The organism is Synechococcus sp. RS9916, assembly GCF_000153825.1.
Taxonomy (GTDB): Bacteria; Cyanobacteriota; Cyanobacteriia; order PCC-6307; family Cyanobiaceae; genus Synechococcus_C.
In genome coordinates this window covers 1064138-1086105 of record NZ_DS022299.1, presented here as the reverse complement: position 1 = coordinate 1086105, position 21968 = coordinate 1064138, and the positions used below count along the sequence as shown (strand labels likewise).

Sequence of the window (21968 nt, the reverse complement as noted above, 5' to 3'; positions counted from 1 at the left end):
TAAAAAGCCCCTGCGTTTGCAGGGGTTTTGTGAGTGTGTAGGCTACCTCAGCAACCCAAGCCCACACAATGAGTCGCCCAGCGACACATTAATGTATATGTCACAAAAGAGCCAAGCTTACACCCTCCCCCAGCCACACCCTCAAGCTCATCCTCAGTCAGATTTTGTCTATGTGAGTTTAGGTCTTCTGTGGTGATCGTGAACCCTGCAGCCTTTGCAATCGCAACTACTGCATCAGCATCCGAAGCAGCTTTCAGCTTCTCCTGAACGCTGGTGTCTGCTTTGACCTTCTCCAGGAACGCTTTGAGTTGCTCTTCAGACATAGGTGTCTAGGTCTCTTCACCAGTGATAGCAGCGGTCAATAAAAAGGCCCCGCCGAAACGAGGCCCTCAACTGTGGCTATGGGTTTCAGACCAATTAGGGGAGGTCGCCTGGGAGGTCGCCAGTTGCATCTACCACGGTAGATAGTTTCCGCAGTGGGCCTTTCATCGCCGCTGCGCCCCGACCTGACACGCCTTCCAGCGCCTCTTCTGAAATTTCGACCTGTCTGCTTGAGCCTTCTAGCTCGTCCCCCGACAACTCCTTCTTGTCTTGCTCCTTGGACATAGCTGGCAACGGTCTCTCCAGCAGTCATAGCAGCGGTCAATAAAAAAGGCCCCGCCGAAACGAGGCCCTCAACTGGCTGTCCCACCTAGGTTCCCGATCAGCAAACAGCGCTGAAATCAGCACGGATGTTGGTGGCAGTCGAAGACAGTCCCACGCGGGCCGCTGTGATGCCGTAGCCGCGAACGTAAGCCACCAAGCGGTATTCACCTGACAGGAAGCTGGTCTGGTTCAGATCTTTGAAATCGTTCCAGCCAAAGGTCAGATTCTTGGTTACCCCATTTTTCTGGACCTGAATAATCACCTCATCGGTGTCGGCCGCAAAGGTAGCGACGGCATTAATTTGCGCGGTCTTTGCCGACTGCAATCCAACGATGGGTTGAAAGCTGGTGGTCAAGAGTCCCGCATCGTCGTCTGTACTGGCGCGGCTTGGGAAGATTCCCTGGGATTGGCTTCTTGGAGTACTCATGGTGATTTTGAAGAGTTACCCCATAGGTTTCCTCGCTACCAAATCTGATAACGCTCAACCCCATCCAGCCCGCGCCTCTTACTGGCTACGCCCCTTCCCCAGGTGACCTCTGTAATTCCAGGCTGGCTACCAGGTCCCGATTGCCATGACACAGCAGTGGGCGACCATCCTGCTTTGCACCAATGCCCCCAGATCCAGGACAGGCAGTAACAGGCGGCATCACCAATATCATCGTGCTTCTTTGTGCGGCCATTCGTGCGGGCAATCAGTCTGAGTTGTTGCTGCAGGACAGGCGTGAGCTCTAACCCCTTCTGGATATAGAACTTGCCACTGGCAGCAGGACCCAGGATGTCGTTGAGTCGGGCGCCCTTGTTCTTTCCCTGGTGGCTGAGAGGAACGACATTGAAGCTTTTCCCTTGGATGCTGTTGTTCAGAGACTTCATCACCCAGCTTCCCGAGGCCGCCTGCTCAACACCCAACGTGTGGAACCGATACCGCTCGGCTAGCTCAACGATCTGCCCCAGTTGCTGATCAACCTCTCCCTTTAGCTCATGAATGCCAACAATGATCACTCCATCCTCATGAACGCCACCGACAACCAGGGCTGAGGAGTCCCTTCCATCCCCGCCAATCAGCGCCATGTCCAGGGCAGCAAACGTGGCGGTCACGCGGACGTCTTCGGCCTCCACCTCCTGTAGGTAGCGATCTTTCCAGGCGGACCATTCGTTATCGGAGCTGACGTCGCACATATACAGAGCCCGATAATCACGTTGGCTCATCTGTGCTTGGAGCACGCGGGCAAAGTCTTTATCGAATCGCTCTGACACTGGTGTGCCTGGCTCTCCGTATTCAGGCTGCAGGATCTGCCACGAGGCGGGCAGGTTGCCAACGATCTTGGCCTGCTCTTCCTTGGTGGGGCTAACGAATGGAGAGACCACCACTTTCCATGGTGTCGTGGGCAGTCCATCGCGTTCGTTGTTGTGATCGCGGGAGGCAAGTTCGGCCACGATGTCGGTGGCAGCCAAGCGCTGACTCACCAGGCAAATGCCCGAGCTGCGGTCATAGCTGCAGGGTGTTCTACGGCTGAGAACGTCAGTGGTGACCTGCCTCATGGTGGTGGCCATGATCTCTGTTGATTCGGTCTCCGTGACACTGCTCAGCGGGTCATCAATCAGCGTCCTCACGGAGGAGAGGCCGAGGAGAGCACCCCCTCTACTGGCGGCGTATTGCAGTCCCGCGCCTTCCCAGTTCCCACGCCATTGCAGCTTGCTTTTGTCCGATGAGCTGAGTCCATATCCAGGCGGACAGGCCACCTCGAAAAGGGTTTTCATGTTCTGGCAAGAGATGGCACTTAGGCGGCCAGAAGCGCTCACCAGGATCTGTGGCCTAGTGGGGTAGCGAAGGTAGCTGTAGACCATTGCGCAAATTGCAGCAGTCGTCTTTCCAGCTCGTGGGCTAGGCACAAGCATCAGGAACTCGGTCTCTCCCTCCACCCATTTCTCCAGCTCTGTCAGCAGGAGATTCATCACCTTGTCCATGGTGAATTTTGTACAGACCACCCTTGCGTAACGGAGGGCAAATTCGTGGAGCCCCATCTCCAGCCGTGGCGGTGGAGGCAACAGGGTGTCGCCGTTGTTGGTGACGGTTGCGTCTGATCTGCGGCGCTTCTTTGCCCTGACTGGTGCTTCTTTCTCTGGCAGCGGGTACATCCGCTCGTGGACTGGTTGTTGCTGTCGGGCTAAATAGAGACCCCTTCGTTCAGCCCATTTGAAACCAACCCTGTATCGGCGAACTGTCTCCCAAGACACCTTGCCATTGTCGGCCGCTAATTCTTCATCGCTGCACCACTCCAGTTCCTTCCATCGCAGAAATAGGCGATAGGCAGATTCTCTCTCCCCCTCCTGTTTGCGGAGCGGCGTTGAGCTGTCGATCTTAAAATGCCTGGTATTCGTACCCATCAACCGTCCTCGATAATTAACTCCTGGATGTAGATCTCAGCTGCATTCTCACGCTGCATACCGTTCAACGTTGTGGTGATCGCAGCACCCTCGATCAGCGGAATCACGTAGTCGAACCGCTGCCCTGCATAGGAGTTGTCGATTTCTACTATGTCTGACCCTAAAGTAATAACCCAGCAGCCGTGTGGCTCGACCCGATCGCAGGTAATACGAACATGGGTTGTATCTACACTGGGCAGCAATGCACCATGCGGGTGCGAGAGCCAAATCCTGTCTAACTTGTCGATTGCCGATGGCTTAGTCCTGGATCTAGTGGTGGTCCTGAGCACCTCCCTGAGGCCGTATTTGTTGACGTAGACCTCCCCAATCTTGGTGTTGTAAGGGCTCATTCACCTGCCTCTGCGGCTTGGTGAGTAGCCATCGATGCACGACGGGTAAGTTCCGCCTGCATGGCTTCCGTAGAGATATCGCTTAGGCAGAGTCAGCATTCATGGCTTCAATTGCGGCCTGAGCCTCTTTGATCTCAGCGCGTACCTGTGCTTCCTGGTTGCTTACCAGCTCCAGCTCATCCTTGGCTGCAGCAGTAGTGGCCCGTATCTGTTGCACCTTGATTAGTTCAGCGGCGCCAGCAGGATCGATCTCCTCGAGCATGGTCATAACAAGATCGTTGCCAAAGCGCTCAATGCAACGATCAATTTCGCTTTCAAGAGCCTTGCTACCTTTCAACACTTCCCGCTGCAGCATGTCTCCTAGTGCACCGATATGAATGGCGGCATGATCAACTACTTCGTTTCTTTCGGACTGCGTTAAGCCAGTTTCCTTCAGCATTTCGCGCTGATACTTCTTTTCAGAATCGCTGATCTTGACGTAACCCCCGTCCTGGATCCATGAAGGCAAATCTCTATACTTGCAGCCTTCATATTGAGTGAGCATATATTGCTCAGTTGGACTCAGCTTGGCGAGCTTTACCATGTCCCATCTCCAGTTCTGGCCAACAATTGGAGTAGGAAGTTTGGCCTCAGCAGGCGTCGCAAATGCCGCCAAGAAAGTATCTGTGCGCTGGTCAGGTGTTAAAGCTTTGCCCAATTCAGCTTCTTTCTGAGCATTAGTCTTACCCGCCCAGGCCTGCAGGAACAAATCAGAATTCGACGCCATCTCAGCACCCATTAACTGAAAATAGTGTGCCTAAAAGGTTTCTCGAGCAGCAGGAATTAGGCCAACGGAATACTAGGCCAGTGAATAAATGAGCCCAATGGCACGGCAAACAATCTGGAAACGGATGAAGGCAAGGAAGGAACACAAAACCACATGGCGCATTGAAGGCACAAAGTGGAGCTATGGCGCGAAGATCAAGTGGTCGCGAAGCACACCACAAAGCGCATTAGTCTTTAGCAGCGGCTGCCTATTCAACGACAATATTGACCTGGGAGCTTACGATCGCCGATACAAGGAATACAGCATCGAATTTCCCAAAGACACCATTCATCTCTTTCCAACGGAAATTATACTAACTACGCCAGGAATCGCGAATGTCCTGATCGCATTAGACGTTGAGATGGACGACGAAAGATTGCGGCCAATCCCTAAAGGTGAAATTCAAACAGTCACAGCAGAACAGCTGGAAGAGTTCCCTGTACTGCCGCTTGAGATTACAAGTTTTGCCAGCGAAATGGAATCCTGAACCTATGCATAATCAATCATCACGCGATATCAAATCATGGTCAACGATAAGCGACACCTTGAGCGGTGCTTCACGCTCCCATCGTCAATCCCGCCCGACCAGGCCAGGGCGATCTTCGATACAGCCATGCAACACTGCCGCGAACGCAGACCAGCAAGTTGTGATGCAATCATCGAAGAGTTCGGATGGGGACTTGATCTCCTGGGATGAGCTATTTGGCCTGAAGTAGGTTACAGGTTCTCCAGGGCTCTGCGAACGTCATCCTCTGAGCTTCTGATCGTGAAGTCAAAAGCATCTCCGACAATACTGGTCGCTTGGTTTGTATAAAGCTGGCTATATGTTTTCCGTAGCTGGTCGACGCTAGTGGAAACAATCTTAGCGATTAGATAATCCTTGTCGCTCCCGATCTTTGGATGCTTAAACAGTCTCATTACAGTGAGGTGCCTCAGCATCCGCATGGTTACCAGTCCCTTCGCTTCAGGCAGCTTCCGCCTTAAAGCACGCTGTGCATCTGAGGTCATGTTGTTCTGCTTAACCAATTCCTCGTTAGTGGGCCGCCTCCCAAAAACCTGAAGCTCTTTGATTTCCTCTGGGATCTCCCATAACCGCCACACGTTCCACATGGACTGGTCATCCCAAACCAGGCTTGGAGTTGTCTCAGCTTTGACCAGAGCATTCTTTTTAGACCGCTTGGAATCCACGTAATAGAGGGAGGCTCCTGCTGTCAGCTCATGATTGGGAATTTCCATCGAGAAGCAGGCATTGGCCCTGACTCCTGTGCAGGCAACCACGCGGAACATCCATCGCGCATACGGTGGCAGCGTCTCGATATCCTCCCGCAGTGTTTTGTTGATCACTGCACGCTCATGAAGGCGTAGCTCCCTCTTGAGAGGTTCTGGCGATTCGAAGTAAAGGGCCTTTGGAACGACCAGGGCGATCTGACCTGCTTCTGCTAATGCCTTCGCTGCTTGTATCGCCGACCGCCTTTCACGCTTGGTGATATCCGTCGCTTTGATGGCTTCCAGTAATGACTCCTTATTGAGCAGTAAGCCACGCTCCGAGATGTATCCAGCTACCCGATGCAGTGCTCTGGCGTTTGAATCTTCTGTTTGCTGCCGTATGCCCTTACCTTCATTGGCGCGGAGTGCAGCGATCAGCGTTCTACGCATCAAGCCAGACGGTGGAACCGCGTCCCCTGTGGGCTTTACCTCGCCCGTCACCTCTTTTAGAAATTGCTTGGCAGCCTCGTAGGCCTCCAGCTCGTTAGTGGCCTTGACCTGCTGTGAGCGTGCCTTGGTTCCGTCGTTCCACAGGATCGAGAAGACCTCTTTCCCACTGCGCTTGGCGCGTCGCAGCCGAATGCCCCCGACCTGATCGCCGTAGTCCTCTCGGAGCTTATCGGTGAACTGGGCTAGCATAGGCCGTACCAGATATTGACCAAATGGTACCGCTTGATTCTGAGCAAAGTCCAGTAAACACTAGGTTTTGAGCGTATTGAGGCCTGTTTTTTGTGCTTCTTTGGCATGGGGCCATGTTGGCGACCTTGCTCAGTTGGTGTGTGATCAAAGGCACGCCTGGATTTGAGATCCCGGCGTTTCAGGTTTGCCATGCCTTGACTCTGCCCGTGTCCTTGATCGAAAGGCGGCTTCCTTGGGAACGGAAGGATGACGATTCGGTGTGGCGTCTTGAAGTTGCCTTGCCTGTCGATCGGTAAACAGTGCTTGTTCCGCGTCGTTTTCGCCCAGGTTCGTGAGCCAGCTTCACGCGTTTGTAGAGGTACGTTCTTGAGGGGTGAGGGTGCATCACGTCGTGTTGATTCGAGACCTTTCCACCATCCCTTCGGTACCCTGATCGCCACCTCCCTCGTGCGTTCTGTTCTGAACACGACTCCCTGAACACAATGGGGGACATGCTCGTGAAGGTATGGAGTTTCCGCTTCGTTCCGCCCAGATGCAGGCCGCGTTGGAGGTTGGCAAGCCACTGCTGTCTGGTCAGCGCACGATTGCCTGCATGGGTGACTTGCTGACGCTCGCGTCGTTCAGCCTTGTTCCGCTGATCAGTGACTCCTTGATTGGTGCCTACACCACCCAATCAGAGGCAGCGGCAGCCTGTCAGCACAACAGCCCAGATCTTCTGTTTGTGACTGAGCATTTGGAGCAAGGCTATGGATTAAGCCTTGCCCGCCATGTCAAGGAGTTCAGCCCTAAGACGCGAACACTCGTTTTTTTGCATCGGGAATCCCAAGCGGTTGTGCGTGAGGCGCTGGAAGCCTTTGTCGAAGGTGTGATGTTTGTCAGCTCCCTTGCTAAGGGAGTCGACGGTGATTTCATCCGATCGCTGGCGGCGATTGCAGACGGTGGGAACTATTACCCAAAAGAAGTGAAGGCGGTTGCTGGCTATGAGGCGTTCGAAGTCTTGCCAGACCTCACGGATCGGGAGATGGAGGTGCTGAAAGTGCTTTCCAGTGGTATGAGTAACAAAGAAATCAGCGAGTCACTCTGTATTAGTTCTGAAACTGTCAAAAGTCATGTGAGTACGATTATCGGGAAAATGGGCGTGAAGGATCGCACCCAAGCTGTGATCAAGGCCATCAGGGCTGGCATTTAAGCAGCGAGCTAGGCAGGCCTGATCTCTTTTTCTTCGGCTATTTTGTCGTTTGCTTGAGCCAATGAAAGCGGTCCACTTCTGGGCAGATTCGTTTTATTGATTCATAGATATAGACCATTCCAATCAGAGTTGGGAGGCCGGTTTTCAGTCTTGTTTTCACAATTTGATCGGCACGAAAGGCAAATTCTTTTACAAATTGTTTGTTGGTTGCTGCTATGACGTCAAACTGGTCAGGTAGCGAGGAGCCCCCTTGCGGTAATACGGCGTCCCAAGCACGGCTCCGATTTGAAAGTCTCTGAGCCAAATTTGCGTCTTCTTGTCGTTTGACTGAATCAGAGAGTCTTGCCATGCAATGCCTTTGGATGCTTGGGCAGGCACAGCCATCTCAACCCAGCTCGCGGCGATTGTTAAGGCAATGGTTGAACCTAGAGCGAAGGAAAGGCGTTTCATGCGGCACGCCACTTGTCACATCGTTATAGCGATGTTCAGGCCCACAGAAATGGGCCAATTACAAGCCCCGCCAAGGCCGGGGCTTGTCCGTTGCATGTGTCGCGCGTTTGGATCTTGACGGGTTGATTGGTCGCGCAGGGATAAGCTTGGTCGAGGTCAAGCTGATGTATCGATCAGCTTGAGGGCTTTTTCAAGCCTTCTTCAAATGCAGACTCGTCGATGGCCTCACAATCTCCAGTGACGTCGATGTCGGTTGTCATCATTCCAAAAGCAACGGCCGACATCTGGGAGGTCAATTGACCTGGTGGTTGGAGTTCAATATTCAGCACGCCGCTGGCTTCCATTAGCTCATTCTTTTCTGACATGTTCGCGCTGAGTTCGTCTTCAGTAATGGTTGCTTCGTCCCACTTCAGCTCGTCTTGTGTTGAGGAAGAGTTATAGGACGCGAATCGATTGCCATTTGTGTCAATTTTAAAAAACGCGGTGTCGGATTTTTTCTCGGTCTTTTTCACTGGTTTGCCTGCGCTGATTCCAGTGGATTCAACGGTCATCTCAGTTGTGCACTCCAAATAAATAAAATCTGCACTCAGCGCGGGAGTGGTCGATAGAAGCACAGCGGCTGTGGCTAAACAGAATTTCATGGATTGAAGTTGTTGGTCTCTGGATTACGGCAATGTCAGATCGATGTCGCAGTAGAGCTGGTCTCTACCGATCCGGCAGGCTCACTTTGTAAAGCGTGTCGGCCTCAGGTTTCCATTGCACGAGATGAAGTCGATTGATCTTGTTCTTGTCAAGACAGTCCCAAATATCGTTTCCTGCGAGTGTGGCTTTTGACCAATTATCGCCTTCGCTTCTCATTTGTTTGCGATTGCTGTCTTTCCATTCACTCCAGGTGATCCCCGCATATGCAGGCACATGCTCGTTAAGGATGACCACGGTGAAGTCCATCGATTGCAACCAAAGGTGTAGCCAACCATCTTAATCAGCTCACTCCAAGGGTTGGTTCCCTTTTGTTGTCTCGAGGGCGTGCGCTGTTCCGTCTTCAAAGCGAGGTGGGCCTGCTGTATCTAGCTTTCGTTGAGTCCGTTCATGTTTGAGTTTCGGCGATGAGCCAAGAGATTTTGCAGGCGTTTCTGGAGAAGGTCAGAGGTGATGCTGCGATCCAGGCCCGATTTCAAGACGCCAAGTGTGAAAGCTGCGTTGTTGCTTTGGCTCAGGAGTCTGGCTTTGTTTTCGACGAGGACGCCGTTGCCGAACTCTTGAATGGCCAGTCGCTGGACGTTTTAAAAGCTGCGGTGGCCGCTGCAGGGGATGGCGGGTGAGCGCAGGTTCCATTGGGCCGACGCCTCGTCTGGCGTCGGAGTTGGCTCATCGACTGGCGGCGAGATTGGCTTTCGCGGCCTTCAGGGCCTCTTCGCATGCTGCCCGATCATCGTTGTCGATGTCCCCTTGGCTCCCGTTCAGGCGAGCCTCAAGAAAAGCAATCTCATCGATCCAGTAGTTCCGGTCTTTGCTGCTATCGCTCATTGCCATCGGAATGGATCCCCCCATTCTCACCGCAAGCTTGGTCGGTCCTGCTTGGCCAGATGGCTTGGGATCTACGTGGCGTGGGTGGGTTTTTCATGCGGGTAAGCGCTGGCCGCCAGTTTGCTGGCCACTCTTAAGGCATTCTTCAGGCTTGGGGCTGTTGTGCTCTGGCCACTCGTGGGACCCTTAGGGGGTGAAGGGCCTGAAGCCCTAGACGCGTTTTTGTAACAGCGGTGGCGAAGATGAGCAGACGAGGAATGCATCCTTCATTGATGAAGTGCAACCAAGTTGAGGCGAAAAAGCTTTCCAAGACTGAGCTCTCTGGATACGAATCAGCTCAGCGCAAACGCTTCCTCCGTTCCGAGGAGGAAGTTCCAGCTGCTGACGACGAGCAAGCAGCCTGATTACAGGCCTGTGCTTGGGGGGCTATGGGGCGGTTAAAGTCACGCTCCAACTCGGTTCTGCCCCTTGATGAAGTGGGAATACACTCAGCTTCGCTTTGTCCCCAGGGGTAAGAGCTGGACGGGCGAAATCGAAGAACTCTGGCTTGATGACCGGCAGCTGATTTCCCGTAGCCATCCCCAGAATGGGGTGACTCTGGTGGGTTTGATGAATGAGCTGGGAGACCAGGGCTGGGAGCTGATGACCTATGCCCAACCGTTCACTGGCTATCACGGTGGTTGTTACACCTTCAAGCGACCCAAGTAGGGGCTTGAAGACTTCTGCCGTTGGTTAAGCGGATTTCTTTTTCATCCAGCCCAGCAGCATTTCCACCACCTCGCCCCTGCTGCGTGCGCCCCAGTCGCGTTGGCGCTGATCCAGCACTTTGACCAGTTCGGGGCTCAGTTCGACGGTGTTGTCGTTTGCGTCAGCTCGTTCCATTCACACCCGCGGCACATTGGTTGCGTTTTAGCCGCGATCCCCGGCATTGTCTGGAAGTGCTCGCTGGGCCTTGATCAATGAGCTCACCTTCTGTGGTCGGGATTGCCTTTGGGGTCATCCTGTTGTTGATCTGGCTGAATGCCACCCTCTATGCCAGGCGGCGATTGCCGCCTCTCGGGCTTGAGCGTGACTATGCGTACCGCGGCCGCCATGGGGGCACGGTGGTGGTGCGACGTCAATCGCCATTGCCACCGATTGAGCTTGTGGAACCTGATGAGCGTGTGCAGCGCCGGCTCGATTAAGCGGTGACTCTTCGCCGACGGTTCATTCGGGATTTGACGGCGTGTCACTGATCTCATGAAGCCGGTCGATCAGCAGATCCATGTCGGTGTCAATGCCGCCATCCCGCTCCCAGGCCGTGGGGTCAAAGCGTTCCTGAACGGCGCGGTTGATGCGTTCTCCACTGCGGAGGTTCATCAGGGTTTGTGCTGACGCTGCTGCAGTTGTGCCTGTCTCCTGCGGTGCAGCTGCAGTCGCGTCGCATTCCCCGATCAGGTGACAGGCCACGCGTCTCCTGTGCGGCATGGCCCGATGCTCCCACAGATAGACGGCCTGCCACATCCCCAACAACAACCGTCCGTCCTCCACGCTCAAGGTCATGGTCTGGCTGGTGAGTGCGGTGCGGATGTGCGCGGGCATGTCGTCGTTCCCTTCGTCGTCATGCTTGTAGTGACGGCGCTGGCCTTGGCCGTTCAGCGGTCCTTTGCCGTCCTGCGGCACCACGGCATCCATCCAGGCGCTGAGGTCGTCCAGTACACGGGGATCAGCATTTTCGTTGATCGTGAGGCTGGCGCTGGTGTGCAGACAGGTGAGGTGCAGCACCCCTAATTGAATGTCGCTGCTGCGAATCCAGCTGTTCAGCTGTTCGTTCAATCGGGTGAACCCCGCCCCCGGTGTGGCAATCACCAGTTGGTGCAGAACCTGTTTCATTGCGAGCTCAAGGTTTCAACACTGCGCCTGAGACAGCACGACGGGTTGCCCTGGCACAGGGATGGTGACCCGTTGATCGTGCTGATCGTTCGTCGCTTCTCCACCATCGGCGCTTAGAAAGCGGCTAATCAACCCGGAAAAACGCACATCCCCTCCTGTGGTGCTGGCCAGCACCTGCTGCGGCTCAAATTGCTCGATCAATTTCGGCAGCACACTGGCACCGGTGATGAAGTTGCCGGCCAGGGGCAGCCCGAGGTCGATCACTGGAGTGATCACGGTGTTCACAGGCCGTTTGGCGAGGGCTGGATCCAACACCCCATGGGGCTCGAGATAAAGGGACCCATCCGCCCAATCCAGCAGGTATCCGTTTTCCACCAGGGGCACGCGGGCGCCAGCGGTGGCCTGGATGTTGAGCTGGTGATGGGCGTGGGTGTCGCCCGGCCGCAAAGCGACAACATCGCTGAAGCCCAGGCCTTCGGCCACCTTGGCGGCTGCAGGTGAACCCACCACGGGCAACTCCTTGGGCAGTAGCGCCAGGGTGGCGGGATGGGCGTGATCGGCCAACCCTTGGGTGAGCAACAACAGATCGATCGGTTCAGGGATGGGCCATGGCTCGGGGAGTTCTCCCTTTAGCAACCATGGGCCAGGGGGAAACACCAGGGCATCCACCAACCAGGGATCCACGAGCACCCGCAGCCCAGCGAGTTCCAGCAGCCAGCTGTTGGATCCGAAATACGTGGCTGTCGAGGCCGGGCTCATGGCTTGGACGTCGTGGGCGTCGATCCTGGCGGGTTGGTCGGCTGATCGGTTGGTGGAGCGACGGAGTCTTCGATTCCGAGATCAATCTCACCGATCCAGGCCACCATGGCGATCAGGCCGGCGATAGCACCGAACAGCAAGAACAAGCGGCGAGCAGTCATGGCTCTACAGGAGCTGCGTCAGTTCAGCATGGCCAGGGCCACGCCGCCCACCGCCAGTAAGGACGCGGTGAAGCCTGCGACTTGGGGTTTGTCGCCTTCGCTCTTTGCCACGAGCAACGCCATCACTGGGGCTGTGCTCAGCAGCGTGATGGCGACGGCGAGGGGCAGCTGTTGCAGTGCGGTTTGCTGCAGAAGGATGCCGAGATTGGTGCCCAGCACGGTGGCGGTGATCACCGTCAGCGCCCGTTGTTGTCGGGGTTGAGGCCCGGCTTGTCGTGTCTTGGTCCAGGGTGGTTGCCAGCGCCAGGTCAGCCAGGGCAACAGGGCGAGCAATCCCCCCAGCAGCCTCACGGCAGCGCTTTGCAGCGGGGGCACGGTTGCGCTGAGCAGCATGCTGCGAGACAGGGCGGCCCCGCCCACACCGCAAACGACCGCCAAGAGGGCCAAACCGATTCCCAGCAGTTGATTGGCGCCCTGTCGGTCGGATGCTGAGGTGTGCTCCGGCGGTCGTTGCCGCGCCACGATCAGCACTGAGGCACTCACCAAGCTTGCGCCTGCCCAGGTGGCAGCACTGACCGCTTCTCCCATCCACACCAAGCCGCTGATGGCAGCGACGAGGGGCGCGAGGGCTTCAACGGTGAGGGCGCGCCGGGTGCCGAGACGGCGCAGAGCTGCCAAGTAAAAGCTGTCCCCTAGGGCGATCCCGACCACGCCACTGAGCAACAACAGCAGCCAGACCTGGGGCTGATCTCCCCAGGGAATGGCGATGAGCACTGGCAACAGCACCACACAGGCGATCGCATTTTTCAGCCCGTTCAGCTGCAGAGCCGTGAGCGAGGTACTTAATCCCCGCCAGAGGCTGCTGGCCACAGTCCAAGCCAGAGCTGCGACGAGACCAGCAAGGATTCCCACCATGGCTCTGCGTTACGAGAGTTTTGTGGTTTGTGGGTTGATGTATTCGCAGGTCAAAGACTTGCTCACGAACGCTTTCGCTGCATTGGCATCCTGTTGGCTGGGTGCGTTGTACCCGGTGCCAATGTTGCTCAGATCGAGCTTGGCTTGAAGGGTGTCCAGGTTGATCAGGAGTTTGACTGAGTTTTTGGGATCGGTCTTGTCGAACACTTTGATCGCCAAATTTCCATCTTCCAAACGACCCTCTGGGCCGCCAATGCCCATCAACCCCATGCTCAGGGCGCCTTCGGGGAAAAACTCGGTAAATGGGATTTCTTTCTCGAGGCTGAAGGGCTCGAGGGATTGATTGGATTCGTTGAACGTATAGAGCTGGCCAGTTTTACTGTTGAAGTGCAGATCAATGCCGATCGATTTAATCGAGCAGTAAACCCGTTTGACCTGCGGGCTGTTGGGCAGGTTGAACGACTGCGGCAGATTCAGTTGGTTGGGCTTGAATTGTGTCGGTAGTGAGCATCCGGCAATGAGCGATGAGCCTCCTAGAACAACCAGCCACCGCGTGAATCTGCCCATGCTTTTGTTTTGGTGAGAGGTCAGTTTAGAAACGAGCGCTGAACCGACCTACCAATAAGGATCGCTGGAAAATTCCACCTGCAGCTCACCGCTAGGGCTCCCTGGCACGGTGCTGATGCAGGCCCGCACGATGGTGCCATTCACCTCGATCTCGCAGGCGCCGCAGCTTCCACCCATGCAGCCGGTGGGAATCGAGACGCCTGCCGCTTTGGCGGCCGCCAACCAATCCAGACCGACTGCGTGCTCGCTGTTGCGCCCATCGGGCCATTGGATGCGCACCGTGCTCATGGCCCTTCCAGTAACGGCCCCAGATTCACATGGGCTTCGAACGCATCGGCAAGCCGTTCCAGCAGCGCGTCCCGCTGCCGGCTGTGGTGGGGTTGGTTTTCGCTCAGGGGGGCAAGTCCTTTGCGCTGTCGCAGCAGGTTGAGCCAGCGCCGCCGCCAGGGGCCGCTTTCAAACACGCCGTGGAGGTAGGTGCCTATCACCACGCCTCCTTGAGCCTGGTCGCCGCTGATCCAACCGAGTTCTGGATCGGAGCACAGCGGTGCGCAGCTCTCCAGCGCGGTGGTGCTCCCGCGGTGCAATTCGAACCCCTCCAGCATCAGCGCTTCATGGTCTGGAGAAGCAGGCCAGTGGGCCTGGCTGCGGCGTTGCCTCAGCGCTTTGGTGGCTGTGAAGCTGGTGCGCAGCGGCAGCAGATCCAGGCCCGGACAGGTGCTGTCGATTGCTCCGCCTTCGCGACCATCGGGGTCGTGGAGTTCGCGCCCCAGCAGTTGCATGCCTCCGCAGATGCCCACCAGCTGGCCGCCTGTCTGCACATAACGGAGCAGGCTTTGATCCAACCCGCTGTTGCGCAGGCTGGCCAGATCCCGCAGCGTTTGTTTGCTGCCTGGCACGATTACTGCATCGGGCTGACCGAGCTCCTCGCCAGGTGAGAGCCAACGCAACTGGACCGTGGGCTCGGCTTCCAGGGGGTCGAGGTCAGAGAAGTTGCTGAGCGACGGCAGCCGCAGCACCGCAATCTCCAGCTCGGCGCCGCGTTTACGGCCCCTTCGCTCCAGCAGGTCGAGGGAGTCTTCCGGCGGAAACAGCTCATCCAGCCAGGGCATCACCCCAACCACCGGTACGCCGGTGTGGGCTTCAAGCCAGCGGCGACCTTCATCAAACAGCGATTGCCGCCCCCGGAAGCGGTTGATCAGGATGCCTTTGATCAGAGGGCGTTCCACCGGCCTCAGCAGGTTGAGGGTGCCGACGATCTGCGCGAACACCCCTCCCCGCTCGATGTCGGCCACCAACAGGCAATTGGCGCGCAGGTATTGCGCCAGACGCAGGTTGGTGAGGTCGCGGCGTTGCAGGTTCACCTCCACCGGGCTGCCGGCCCCCTCCAATACCAGACGTCCCTCGGGGTAATCGGCCTGGAGATTCTGGAGCCCTTGGCGCACTGCGGCCCAGCCTGGGCGGAACCACTCTTCGTAATACGTCTCGGCGCGAGCGCGCCCTACCGATTGGCCGAGGTGTATCAGTTCACTGGTGGAATCGCCCTGGGGTTTGAGCAGCACCGGATTCATGGCGCATTGCGGTTCGAGGCCGGCGGCCCAGGCCTGAAGCGCCTGGGAGTAGGCCATCTCGCCACCGCTCTGGTCAACCCAGGCGTTGTTGCTCATGTTCTGCCCCTTGAAGGGCAGCGGCGTCTCACCGCGATGTTTCAGCACCCGGCAGAGCGCGGCCGTCATCAGCGATTTGCCGGCACCGCTGCTGGTGCCCAACACCATCAAGGGGCGATGCAACCGTTCATTTGCTGTTGGTGCTTTCGATTGTCTCTGAACGCGGTGAACCGCAAAAGCCGTCCACAGGCCAGCAGGCCTGTGGACGGTTGTCCGTTGCGATCAGAGAGCGTTCAGCGGCAGCTGTCTCCCGCGGACCGATAGGTCGTGAATTTCACTTGCGTGATGTGATTCCGATTGGTGGCCATGCCGTCGGGATCATTGCGACGCATTGTCCAGCTGTTCTGGTAAGGCCTCCAGGAGATCTTGGCGTAGGTGTAGCCACCACCAATGGGGCATGGGGCCGGAATCACAGAAATGGCTCCATGACAGGTCCCGCCAGGCAAGATCTCCCGATTGGGTCCGCCGCCAAGGCACACCGATGAATTGGAATCGCGGCGGCTGCGGGGGCCGCCCACAGTGCCGTCAACCTTCATTCCCATCGTTGTGGTCAGCAGCATTGGCTTGCAGTTGCCCCTGCCGACGTTGGTGAGGATCGGTTTGGTGCGGATGTATTCACCTGAGGCATACCGGCCGGGAGCCACGTAGCTGCTGTGTCCCCTGGCTTTGGCCACATAGCTGCGCATGTGGTCGCCAGGCCTGCTGATTTGCCAGTCCACGCGCCAATCGCAGATCGCCAGGTTGACGGGCCGCGGATCTCGCAGCTCCGGTTTGATCGGCTTGGGAAGTCTGTTGGGAATGTTGTTGGGAATGCGAGACGCGAAGGGGGTTTTGGCTTCGACCATGTCAGGTGCCGTGAGGGCGGCAGCCGGCAGGGTCATGGCGGCCAACAGGGTGGCTTTCAATGCGGAGGAGAACAGGGTCATGGGTCCTTGGTGCAGGTGGGTGAAGCGCAGAACCGCTTCCGTGCCCATGAGTGTTCTTGACTTGCCGGTGAAGTTCCGGACCTCAATGACCGGCGTCGGTGATCTGGCTCACAGCCTGGGCCGGCGGCGGCGCAACCAGTGCTGAAGACGCTGGGGCAGAGCGGCTGCAGGAATGGCTCCGGGCCAGGCGTGCAGCAGGTCACGGCCCATGGGGGTGAGTCGGACCCGTTCAGTCAGTCCTTGGCCATCCACCTCACGGCGCAGCACCCCTAGCTGGATCAGCCAGATCAGTTCGTCTTCTGTGCGGGAGCGGTTCAGCCGGCTGCGGCAGAGCTCACCCCAGTCCGTGCGGCTTGAAAGCTCACCGCTGCTCAGGGCTCCTTGTTCCAGAACGGTATAGAACTCGCGCGAGAAGGGCAGACAGCGCATGGCCTGTCGCGCCCGTTGCAGCGAACGTTCAGTCAGAAGGCACTGGGCGGAAGCGGTCAAAGCTGGGGGTGGTTCGGCCTGCATTCTCGGCGTTCAGGCGCGGCTCCGTTGAATCACCCTGCTGGAGCACTCCGGGCTTGGCAGACTCCCCGCAGCTGGACTCCTCCTGTGCTGCTTCTGGCCTCTGCTTCCCCCGCCCGGCGCCGTCTGCTGGAGCAGGCCGGCATCCCCCATCGTGTGATGGTCAGTGGTGTGGATGAAGATGGCATCCATGCCGACGATCCCAGAGAGTTGGTGCAGAAGCTGGCCCAGGCGAAAGCGTCGGCAGTGCGCGAACGCCTCGGGGCTGGTGGGGACGACGCTTCAGTCACCGCTGTACTCGGCTGCGATTCCGTGCTGGCCTTTGACGGGGAGGTGTTTGGCAAACCCGCCGATGCGGCTGAGGCCATCGCCCGTTGGCAACGCATGCGCGGCCGCTGGGGGGAGCTGCACACCGGGCACTGCCTGCTGGCGGGCCCTGCTGCAGGGCCTGAAGCGACAGATCGCTGCATCGCCGTCACCACACGCGTGTTGTTCGCCGAGCTCACCGACGCCGAGCTTGAGGCCTACGTCTCCACTGGAGAGCCGTTGCAGTGCGCTGGTGGCTTTGCGCTGGAAGGGCGGGGTGGCAGCTGCGTGGAGCGACTGGATGGCTGCTACTCCAATGTGATCGGCCTCAGCCTGCCGTTGTTGCGCGTCTGGCTGGCTTGAGTGGCTGTTGTCTTTTTTCTCTTGCCGTAGCTAAGTCGAAGACAACCCCTCTGCACTCCGGTCGATGATTCGTCTGTTTGGTTGTGCCCTCTCCTTGCTTGCCACTGCAGCGTTGATCGCGCCGGTCTCGGCGATGGAGCCCCTGCAGCGCTCTCAGTCCAACAGTCCAGCCGTTGCCACGACCAGCTCTGGCTTGGATCTGAGCTCCGAGCAGGCCCATTTCAGTGGCTCCACCACCCGCCTCGGCCAAACCAGCACCTCGTCGGCAGCACCGGCAGCCCCCGGTGAAAAAGGCCGTGTTCCCCAGGGTCATTCCCTCCTCGATCTCAGTTTCTGATTGGCATCAGGTTTCAGTGCGGCTCTGGCTGGCGACCATCCGCAGGTTCCAGCCAGGGGCCCAGCACGTTGTGCAACAGGTCGATCACCTGCTTGCTGGAGCGGGTCAGCTCGTCGGTGTCTTTGATGGTTTGCTCCACCAGAGGGCGCGTTTCACGAATCAGAGACAGCGTTTCCTTTTCCACGGCTTCGGTGGATTCACTCACGGCATGCACGTCTGCTGCCACGCTTCCCATCGCCTCGCGCATTACGGGGGCTGTGGCACTCACCTGGCTGTTCATGGTTTGGGCCAACTGATGGGTGGCATCCAGGGTTGCCTTGAGACTGCCATTGCTGGCGGTGAGTGCCGTGGTGTTGCGCAAGGTGGCGTGCAGTTCTTTCTGCGTGCGCTGCAGTTGTTTCATGAGGGTGTCAACACTCACGGGCTCTTGAAAGGGGATCGTGCTGCCATTGATCGCAGCAGACTGCTCTTCAGGTCGGGGATCTGCGCTGATCACCACGAAGGGATCTCCCATCAACCCTTCCTGTGCCAAATGCGCCTTGCTGCGGGGGCCAATCAGATAGGCCTTGTCTGTTTCGATGCGCAGCTGCACATGCACTTTCCCTTTTTTGTTGAGGCGTAGGTCTCCCACCTGGCCAACAGGGAGTCCCGCGATACGGATGTCTTCTCCGCGCGTGATCCCATTGACGTCGCGGGCCTTGATGTAGACGTCAACAAACGAGGTGCCCCAACGTTGGGCTTTGGCAAAGCCCAATAGCACGACTGTTAGAAGCAACAGTCCAGAACCAAGAAACAGAAAGCGTTCACGTCGTTGACCACTTTCTGAAGGCGTGTTGCTCATGCCCATGCCTCCTGGAATGGGAGGACCTGGGCCATCAACGACCAGAGCACCTTGAGGGAGAGCCCGATCATCAATCCCTCCACCAGCAGGTTGCTCATGATGAAGGTCTTGGCATGACCCATGCGCAGGGCGTTGTGCGATCGCCATTGGCACCACGCACACAATGCCGCGAGAAAACCAGCGCAGCGCACGAGCGATTGCACGACATCCCACAAGCGAATTGCACCGATCAGTTCGAACAGTTCGCTGACCATCTCGCTGCGTGGGGTAATCAGAATTCCTGAGAGCAGCGATGCACTGAAAAACATCAACATCAGCAAGGCACCCACCAGTGCTGCACTGAGAACGGAACGGCGCCAGTGCCGCGTTCCGGCATGGTCAACGCGTTCGATCCAACGGGGCAGGAGCAGAGCCATTCCCAGCACACTGACCAAGATCGGGCCGATCAGTTCAAGCACCAGCAGGCTGAGCAAATTAAGGCTGAGATGGCTTGATTGCTTGAGCCCTTGGGTGCTGAGTTGAATCACGCCAACACCAACGGCCATGCCGGCAATCAACACAGGCCCGGCGCAGCGTTCACCATCACGCTCTGCGATCAGCAGCGATGTTGGAAGTTTGGCCAGGCTTGCCACCACCCTTGCGATCGCCACTTCTTTGAAGAGTTCAACAATAAAAGCGATCTCAAAAGTTGCCTGGATCGTGTTTTAGATGTTCAACATGAGCCTGGGCATCAGGGTGAATCACATGACAAAACCATTGCTTTGTGTCGCTGCTGCTTTGGTGCTGAGTGCTTGCAGCAGCCACTCCATGGAAACAACTGAAACCCCATCCGCGAAGCCTGTTGAACGTGCCTCGGCGACTTCAAAACCGAAGGGGTGGGACAGCGACAACATCTTCCTCGGCCGTTGGCAAGGCAACAGCACGGCAGGCCGCGCGGTGTTGGAGGTGCTCACAGTGGCCCCCAAGCGTGTGCGCTGGGGGAATGCCGCCAATGGCATCTGCGACAGCGACTACAGCGTTGAACAGTTGCCCTGGGGCCGTAATGGTCGCTTTCCTGATCAGTTGGTTCCGCCCAGCCAACCGAGCGACCTGGTGTATGCGGTTGTCAGGCTCACGCTTCAACCGCGACCCTGCAACACCGGCGTTGCCGTGATCCAACTGGCGAGGCCCTTGGATGACTCCGATTCCCTCCAGGTCGTGACGTATGACGCCAAGGGAGAGATGAGAGGCAACTATCCAGGACTGACGGAATTGCCTGGAGGTTGAAGGGGCCCAGTGGTTTCTTCGTCGTTGCTGGGGCCCCTTCTGCTGTCGTGCGATGGGGTTAGCAACTACCAGGCATATTTGAGACCACCGCCGTAGGAGACTTCCGTTCCATTGCTCCAGAAACCGCCGTTGACGGAGGCATAAAGGGAGACGGAATCGGAGGTTTCGATTTCGATGGAAAGACCGAGATCGAGCGCATCGGCACCGCGGTTTTGCCCGAGCACGTCGATGGATCCGAGGGCTGGCAGCTCGGAGAAGGAGGAGGTGAGCTGATGCTCCTCATCGGCACTGCCCATGAAGTCGTGCTCGTAGCCGACCGTGAACCGCGGAATGATGCGGTTGCTGGAGGAGAGTCGAATCGGTGTTTCGAGCGTGAAGCCAAGTCCCCAGAGAACGGAATCGGCAGTGTGGGAGTCGATGGCGAGGTTGAGGGATTGGGCGCCGGATTCTGAGAAGGAGTCTTGGTTGTGAACCGCGTAGGCGAGGAAGGTTTGGGGCTTGAGGCGAATGGCGTCGGGATCACTGCTGTCGCCATTGAGTGCCCAGTTGTATTGCGCTTCCAAGGCTGTGGTGAAGCCGTTGCCATCCCAGTTGGCGTTCGCGGTGCGGTTGAGACCGCCAAAGGCCATCTGGCGTGTGGAGTCGTATTGGAGATTCATGTAGCCCAGGAGGCCTGAGATCTTCAACTCGGCTGAAGGCCTGTAGATGCCCCAGATGCTGCCGCCGTAGGTGTCGGCATTGATGTGGGCATTGGCGTACTCGTAGTTGTAGAGATTGGCTTGGCCATAGCCAAAGGCAGCACCAGCACTCCACTCGGGGGAGAAGGCGTATTGGAGGCCGTAGATGGTGGAGAATACGTTGTAATCGAGGGAAGCAAGCTCACTGGTGCCATTGAGGCTGGCCTCGGTGTTGGAGCCATCGAGGAGAAGGCTCCAGCGCGAGCCAACGGTTTTTTCGCGCGCGTCGCAGGTGTCAGGGCGTTCGGGTGAATCGGCGGGAACGAGGCTGCCGTCGTCGGTTTTGCAGAAGGTCTGGGTGTGGGTGAGGGGAACGGCGCGGTCGGTGAGGGCGAGGGAGTTTTTGCCGAACTGCTCCATGGCCTCAAGGGCAACCGACTGCATGGAGGCGTAGGGCTCAGCGGTGATGGAGTGAAGCGCCTGGTTGAGTTCGATGCGGGTGGGGATGGAGAAGAAGGCGGCGATCACATTGGCAAAATCTGGGGTGACCAAGGCCGCTGAGGTTTGGTTGGTGGTGTAGCCGGTGGTGCCAATGGCGGAGCCGCCGGTGACGCCGGAGGAGACAGCCGCGCCAAGGGATGCCCAACCGGCATCGAGTGTTTTGGCGGCGTTGGTGGAATTGGCATTGTGAGCACCAGAGCCCGACCCTGTTTTGTTCTGCTGCTGACAGGACGCTGCGCTGCCGCCGTTGGCGATGCAGGTGTTGGTGTTGGTGGAGGAGTTGCCAGAGGAGGCGGTGGTGAGTGCACCACCTGTTTGTTTGATCGCCTTGATGGTGGATTGACCTGGGGTCTTGTGACGATCGGGATTGACGGCCACACCCGTGTCTGGGTGAACTTTTAACCAAGCGAACTGGAGTTTGGTGCAACCGACTTGCACCGCTGGATCGTTGCTGGTGCAGGTGGCGTAATAGGCCGGATCAAGTAAACGGAACTCGCGGTCTGTTTCACGCACGAATTTCATGCCTGAGGATCCAACAACATTGAGCTTGGTTGTCAGGCCGAGTTCACCACCTGCAGCGTTGTCACCAGTGACATCAATCGCGGTGTAGATGTGACCTGGTGAGACAGCGGCATTGTTGTAGCTGGCGATGTTGAGATTGCCGCCAAGCAGGATGGTTCGATTGTCACCGGTGATTTTGAGCAGATCACTGGTGGATCCGTCGACTTCGATGTTTAGATTTGCGTTTGAATTTGTTAGCCCTTGGATGTAATTGCCGTCAACGGTGAGGGTGCCGATGGAGTTGCCAGGGGCTGTTGTTCCTTCGTTGTAGAGGTCTCCTTGGACAGTGCCTGTACCGGTAATTAAGCCATTGTTCAAAATATCAGACTTAATCCTTGCTTTCGCCCCGCTTATTGAGACAATGGCATCTTTATTGTTGGATAACTCGTTTGCCTGAATGAGACCTTCGTTGATGACTAATCCCTTGTTTTCAAAATTGCCTCT

Annotated in this window: 31 protein-coding genes; 8 read left to right on the top strand and 23 right to left on the bottom strand. The window is 57.2% G+C overall.

The features are described from left to right. Nucleotides 1-47 precede the first annotated feature (47 nt). The 5 genes from RS9916_RS05900 to RS9916_RS05875 form a co-directional block, all read right to left on the bottom strand. The gene (locus tag RS9916_RS05900; RefSeq protein WP_007098385.1) at nt 48-323 is read right to left on the bottom strand and encodes a Nif11-like leader peptide family natural product precursor; all 276 of its coding nucleotides are present in this window, start codon (nt 321-323) and stop codon (nt 48-50) included. Between the two features lie 380 nt (nt 324-703). Continuing rightward, the gene (locus RS9916_RS05890; RefSeq protein ID WP_007098383.1) at nt 704-1000 is read right to left on the bottom strand and encodes a hypothetical protein; all 297 of its coding nucleotides are present in this window, start codon (nt 998-1000) and stop codon (nt 704-706) included. 107 nt (nt 1001-1107) lie between these two features. Continuing rightward, the gene (locus tag RS9916_RS05885) at nt 1108-2781 is read right to left on the bottom strand and encodes a hypothetical protein (protein WP_007098382.1); all 1674 of its coding nucleotides are present in this window, start codon (nt 2779-2781) and stop codon (nt 1108-1110) included. A 248-nt stretch (nt 2782-3029) separates the two neighbouring features. Beyond that, nucleotides 3030-3419, bottom strand: coding sequence for a hypothetical protein (locus tag RS9916_RS05880; protein ID WP_007098381.1), 390 nt, complete (start codon nt 3417-3419; stop codon nt 3030-3032). A gap of 82 nt (nt 3420-3501) precedes the next feature. Continuing rightward, the gene (locus RS9916_RS05875) at nt 3502-4197 is read right to left on the bottom strand and encodes a hypothetical protein (RefSeq protein ID WP_007098380.1); all 696 of its coding nucleotides are present in this window, start codon (nt 4195-4197) and stop codon (nt 3502-3504) included. Between the two features lie 85 nt (nt 4198-4282). Between RS9916_RS05875 and RS9916_RS05870 the strand changes: the two genes are divergently transcribed. Continuing rightward, nucleotides 4283-4711 carry a hypothetical protein gene (locus RS9916_RS05870; RefSeq protein WP_156777484.1) on the top strand — a complete coding sequence of 143 codons (429 nt, stop codon included), beginning with the start codon at nt 4283-4285 and terminating at the stop codon, nt 4709-4711. A 230-nt stretch (nt 4712-4941) separates the two neighbouring features. On the opposite strand, the gene RS9916_RS05865 is transcribed toward RS9916_RS05870, so the two are convergent. Next, entirely contained in the window at nt 4942-6129 is a 1188-nt protein-coding gene (locus RS9916_RS05865) for a hypothetical protein (RefSeq protein ID WP_007098378.1), read from the bottom strand. 532 nt (nt 6130-6661) lie between these two features. Here RS9916_RS05865 and RS9916_RS05855 point away from each other — a divergent pair. After that, nucleotides 6662-7318, top strand: coding sequence for a response regulator transcription factor (locus tag RS9916_RS05855; protein WP_232199532.1), 657 nt, complete (start codon nt 6662-6664; stop codon nt 7316-7318). A gap of 37 nt (nt 7319-7355) precedes the next feature. Here RS9916_RS05855 and RS9916_RS14405 read toward each other — a convergent pair whose 3' ends face one another. The 3 genes from RS9916_RS14405 to RS9916_RS05840 form a co-directional block, all read right to left on the bottom strand. Further along, a complete protein-coding gene (locus tag RS9916_RS14405; protein WP_156777483.1) occupies nt 7356-7667 on the bottom strand; it encodes a hypothetical protein in 312 nt (103 codons plus the stop codon). A 274-nt stretch (nt 7668-7941) separates the two neighbouring features. Further along, entirely contained in the window at nt 7942-8319 is a 378-nt protein-coding gene (locus RS9916_RS05845; RefSeq protein WP_156777482.1) for a hypothetical protein, read from the bottom strand. Between the two features lie 154 nt (nt 8320-8473). Then, nucleotides 8474-8716, bottom strand: a complete 243-nt coding sequence (locus tag RS9916_RS05840) for a hypothetical protein (protein ID WP_007098373.1) — start codon at nt 8714-8716, stop codon at nt 8474-8476. A 158-nt stretch (nt 8717-8874) separates the two neighbouring features. Here RS9916_RS05840 and RS9916_RS05835 point away from each other — a divergent pair, with 158 nt between their 5' ends. Then, nucleotides 8875-9090, top strand: a complete 216-nt coding sequence (locus tag RS9916_RS05835) for a Nif11-like leader peptide family natural product precursor (protein ID WP_007098372.1) — start codon at nt 8875-8877, stop codon at nt 9088-9090. 46 nt (nt 9091-9136) lie between these two features. Here RS9916_RS05835 and RS9916_RS05830 read toward each other — a convergent pair whose 3' ends face one another. Next, the gene (locus RS9916_RS05830) at nt 9137-9295 is read right to left on the bottom strand and encodes a hypothetical protein (RefSeq protein ID WP_232199531.1); all 159 of its coding nucleotides are present in this window, start codon (nt 9293-9295) and stop codon (nt 9137-9139) included. Nucleotides 9296-9766: 471 nt separating this feature from the next. Between RS9916_RS05830 and RS9916_RS05825 the strand changes: the two genes are divergently transcribed. Beyond that, nucleotides 9767-10003, top strand: coding sequence for a hypothetical protein (locus tag RS9916_RS05825; protein ID WP_007098370.1), 237 nt, complete (start codon nt 9767-9769; stop codon nt 10001-10003). A gap of 24 nt (nt 10004-10027) precedes the next feature. On the opposite strand, the gene RS9916_RS14400 is transcribed toward RS9916_RS05825, so the two are convergent. Continuing rightward, nucleotides 10028-10177, bottom strand: coding sequence for a hypothetical protein (locus tag RS9916_RS14400; protein WP_007098369.1), 150 nt, complete (start codon nt 10175-10177; stop codon nt 10028-10030). Between the two features lie 77 nt (nt 10178-10254). Here RS9916_RS14400 and RS9916_RS05820 point away from each other — a divergent pair, with 77 nt between their 5' ends. After that, nucleotides 10255-10479 (top strand): hypothetical protein, encoded by a 225-nt coding sequence (locus RS9916_RS05820; RefSeq protein ID WP_038023367.1) that lies wholly within the window; start codon nt 10255-10257, stop codon nt 10477-10479. A 22-nt stretch (nt 10480-10501) separates the two neighbouring features. Here RS9916_RS05820 and RS9916_RS05815 read toward each other — a convergent pair whose 3' ends face one another. The 9 genes from RS9916_RS05815 to RS9916_RS05780 all read right to left on the bottom strand — a co-directional run bounded on the left by RS9916_RS05815 (nt 10502) and on the right by RS9916_RS05780 (nt 16675). Then, a complete protein-coding gene (locus RS9916_RS05815; protein ID WP_007098367.1) occupies nt 10502-11167 on the bottom strand; it encodes a secondary thiamine-phosphate synthase enzyme YjbQ in 666 nt (221 codons plus the stop codon). Nucleotides 11168-11182: 15 nt separating this feature from the next. Beyond that, the gene (locus RS9916_RS05810; protein ID WP_007098365.1) at nt 11183-11926 is read right to left on the bottom strand and encodes an MBL fold metallo-hydrolase; all 744 of its coding nucleotides are present in this window, start codon (nt 11924-11926) and stop codon (nt 11183-11185) included. Then, nucleotides 11923-12087, bottom strand: coding sequence for a hypothetical protein (locus RS9916_RS14830; protein ID WP_007098364.1), 165 nt, complete (start codon nt 12085-12087; stop codon nt 11923-11925). The genes RS9916_RS05810 and RS9916_RS14830 overlap by 4 nt, the downstream gene beginning before the upstream one ends. 18 nt (nt 12088-12105) lie before the next feature. Then, the gene (locus RS9916_RS05805; protein ID WP_007098363.1) at nt 12106-13002 is read right to left on the bottom strand and encodes a DMT family transporter; all 897 of its coding nucleotides are present in this window, start codon (nt 13000-13002) and stop codon (nt 12106-12108) included. Nucleotides 13003-13011: 9 nt separating this feature from the next. Beyond that, complete coding sequence (locus RS9916_RS05800) at nt 13012-13569, bottom strand: hypothetical protein (protein ID WP_007098362.1); 558 nt, start codon at nt 13567-13569, stop codon at nt 13012-13014. Nucleotides 13570-13617: 48 nt separating this feature from the next. Beyond that, nucleotides 13618-13857: a 2Fe-2S iron-sulfur cluster-binding protein gene (locus tag RS9916_RS05795; RefSeq protein WP_007098361.1), complete on the bottom strand. Its 240-nt coding sequence runs from the start codon at nt 13855-13857 to the stop codon at nt 13618-13620. After that, the gene (locus RS9916_RS05790; RefSeq protein WP_007098360.1) at nt 13854-15344 is read right to left on the bottom strand and encodes a cobyric acid synthase; all 1491 of its coding nucleotides are present in this window, start codon (nt 15342-15344) and stop codon (nt 13854-13856) included. The genes RS9916_RS05795 and RS9916_RS05790 overlap by 4 nt, the downstream gene beginning before the upstream one ends. 125 nt (nt 15345-15469) lie before the next feature. Beyond that, complete coding sequence (locus tag RS9916_RS05785) at nt 15470-16162, bottom strand: hypothetical protein (RefSeq protein WP_156777481.1); 693 nt, start codon at nt 16160-16162, stop codon at nt 15470-15472. Nucleotides 16163-16270: 108 nt separating this feature from the next. Further along, nucleotides 16271-16675: an Npun_F0494 family protein gene (locus RS9916_RS05780; RefSeq protein WP_007098358.1), complete on the bottom strand. Its 405-nt coding sequence runs from the start codon at nt 16673-16675 to the stop codon at nt 16271-16273. Nucleotides 16676-16759: 84 nt separating this feature from the next. On the opposite strand from RS9916_RS05780, the gene RS9916_RS05775 reads away from it, so the two are divergent. After that, nucleotides 16760-17341, top strand: a complete 582-nt coding sequence (locus tag RS9916_RS05775; protein WP_007098356.1) for a nucleoside triphosphate pyrophosphatase — start codon at nt 16760-16762, stop codon at nt 17339-17341. A gap of 64 nt (nt 17342-17405) precedes the next feature. Beyond that, entirely contained in the window at nt 17406-17678 is a 273-nt protein-coding gene (locus RS9916_RS05770) for a hypothetical protein (RefSeq protein WP_007098355.1), read from the top strand. A gap of 13 nt (nt 17679-17691) precedes the next feature. Here the strand turns inward: RS9916_RS05770 and RS9916_RS05765 are convergent, their stop codons facing one another. Together RS9916_RS05765 and RS9916_RS05760 are read right to left on the bottom strand one after the other, a co-directional pair. Continuing rightward, entirely contained in the window at nt 17692-18519 is an 828-nt protein-coding gene (locus tag RS9916_RS05765; RefSeq protein WP_038024255.1) for an MlaD family protein, read from the bottom strand. Continuing rightward, entirely contained in the window at nt 18516-19169 is a 654-nt protein-coding gene (locus RS9916_RS05760; RefSeq protein WP_007098353.1) for a hypothetical protein, read from the bottom strand. The genes RS9916_RS05765 and RS9916_RS05760 overlap by 4 nt, the downstream gene beginning before the upstream one ends. 94 nt (nt 19170-19263) lie before the next feature. Between RS9916_RS05760 and RS9916_RS05755 the strand changes: the two genes are divergently transcribed. Beyond that, nucleotides 19264-19785 carry a hypothetical protein gene (locus RS9916_RS05755; protein ID WP_156777480.1) on the top strand — a complete coding sequence of 174 codons (522 nt, stop codon included), beginning with the start codon at nt 19264-19266 and terminating at the stop codon, nt 19783-19785. A gap of 65 nt (nt 19786-19850) precedes the next feature. Here RS9916_RS05755 and RS9916_RS15110 read toward each other — a convergent pair whose 3' ends face one another. Next, entirely contained in the window at nt 19851-21842 is a 1992-nt protein-coding gene (locus tag RS9916_RS15110) for an autotransporter outer membrane beta-barrel domain-containing protein (protein WP_007098351.1), read from the bottom strand. Between the last annotated feature and the right edge of the window lie 126 nt (nt 21843-21968).